General features: G+C 43.7%; 1 protein-coding gene. It reads right to left on the bottom strand.

The genetic code is table 11. The features are described from left to right. Window positions 1–719 precede the first annotated feature (719 nt). Window positions 720–1079 carry a nuclear transport factor 2 family protein gene (locus NC796_RS26520; RefSeq protein ID WP_310688904.1) on the bottom strand — a complete coding sequence of 120 codons (360 nt, stop codon included), beginning with the start codon at window positions 1077–1079 and terminating at the stop codon, window positions 720–722. Between the last annotated feature and the right edge of the window lie 504 nt (window positions 1080–1583).

Here is a 1583-nt window from a genome sequence, read left to right as displayed (position 1 = left end):
TGTTTGCTGGTTTTCCCAGGGCAAAACAGCCTCCTTTTTGGAGGTCATCATACAAAATATAAGCGCCCTGCAAAGTGTAAAGGATGTCTCCGAACACCTGTAAAGGATGTCCCCGGTCTGGACATTGGAAGGGGGAAATGAATTCGCCCCCCCGCCGAAGAAAAGGAGGATGTGCTGCTCTGCCCACGGGCTTGCAAGCGTCCGGCTTTGGCAGTAGCCATTTCTTGTAGCTGTCGGGCAATAAGCTGCCCATCAGTTCAAAGTGAAACTGTTACATCATTGGCTACATCCCCCTGGCCCCCTTCGAAGGGGGAATATTTCTTGCATGGCTCACATCTTTCCCAAAAGGGGACAGGGGGATGCCCTAGTCCACAACGGCTAGTTGGTAAAGTCCTTGAAAAGTACTCCAATTGGAGATGAGGAATCCGCTTTCTTGTTAGAAAAGATGTAATTTTTTAAAAGGAGAAGGACTTTCAGTCCAAACCTGAACCCCTGCACTTCCAGTGCAGGGAGCGTTCATCGCTTAAACCTTTATTACTTACTGAAACCATGCTTACTAACAGTTCCAATTAACGCATTTTGAGCAGTTCTTTTATCCCGATGAGCCTTCGGAAAGGCGAATAAATCCCCAGCTTGTGCTACGAAGCACTCCTTCGCATAAAGCTACGGTGTGTAACCCTTACGCGTAGTAGTTCTGACGTTTTTTACTTATTGCTATGTCATTCCGGCTTCGAAATCTTTCTCTCATCACGTATCTCCCCGATGTGGTAGTAGGAATTAATTGATTCAATGAGCCCGTTTTCAACATAGAACCATTCGCTGACATCCAGTGTGAAATCCCCTTGAACCGCGGTGTAGCGGACGCAAGCCCTGTCACTCCCCACAATCTCATCGTGTATCTCAAAATGGTACCCCAGGAACTTGTCCTTATTCTCTTTTACCAGCGTGAGGTACTCCTGCTTGCCGTTAATAGTCCCAAATGGACTGGTATGCTTAAAAGTATTGGAAATGGGCAAATCGAGGAAATCCCCATCTTCCCATTTCTGAAACCATTTATTTATCAAATTTTTGGTGGTCATTTCCTTAAAGTTTAATTAATAGTAACGTGTTTATCGGTTAGATTAAGTGGCTACAAAGGGTACAAATACTATCTGTGTCATCCCGGACTCCGATCCGGGATCTCGTGGAGCCGTCCAGCATTGATAACATCTTCTAATCAGATCAGCGCGATGATTCCCTGCGAGATCCTGAAGCAAGTTCAGGATGACACAGATCTATTTTTTTAACCACTAAACGCGTTAATAGTGCAGTGTTTATCGGTTAAAAACATCAAGGGCAATGCCCAATCATTTGTGAAGAAATTAATTCCTGTCCTATCGATAAGGCGGATACCTCATGGTATCTACCAAATAACCTAATTCAGGCACTTGAAATATAAGTTTTCAATTAATATGCGTTACTAGTGTCATTACCACTAAATAAAAGGGGTAAATGTGATTGGGTTTTTGTATTTTTCGAATAAAACATCATGGATAAACTCACCTTTCCCGACCTCTCTCAACAAGTCAAAGATCAACTCCTTA

This window comes from Aliifodinibius sp. S!AR15-10, assembly GCF_031569985.1.
In the GTDB taxonomy this organism is placed as follows: domain Bacteria; phylum Bacteroidota; class Rhodothermia; order Balneolales; family Balneolaceae; genus JAMQKA01.
Note: the sequence above shows the minus strand (reverse complement) of the source record. Positions and strands in the feature narration are given on the sequence as shown.

Excerpts from the sequence above, each read along its gene's own strand:
- NC796_RS26520 (WP_310688904.1), bottom strand. The coding sequence starts at position 1,079 with ATGACCACCAAAAATTTGATAAATAAATGGTTTCAGAAATGGGAAGAT.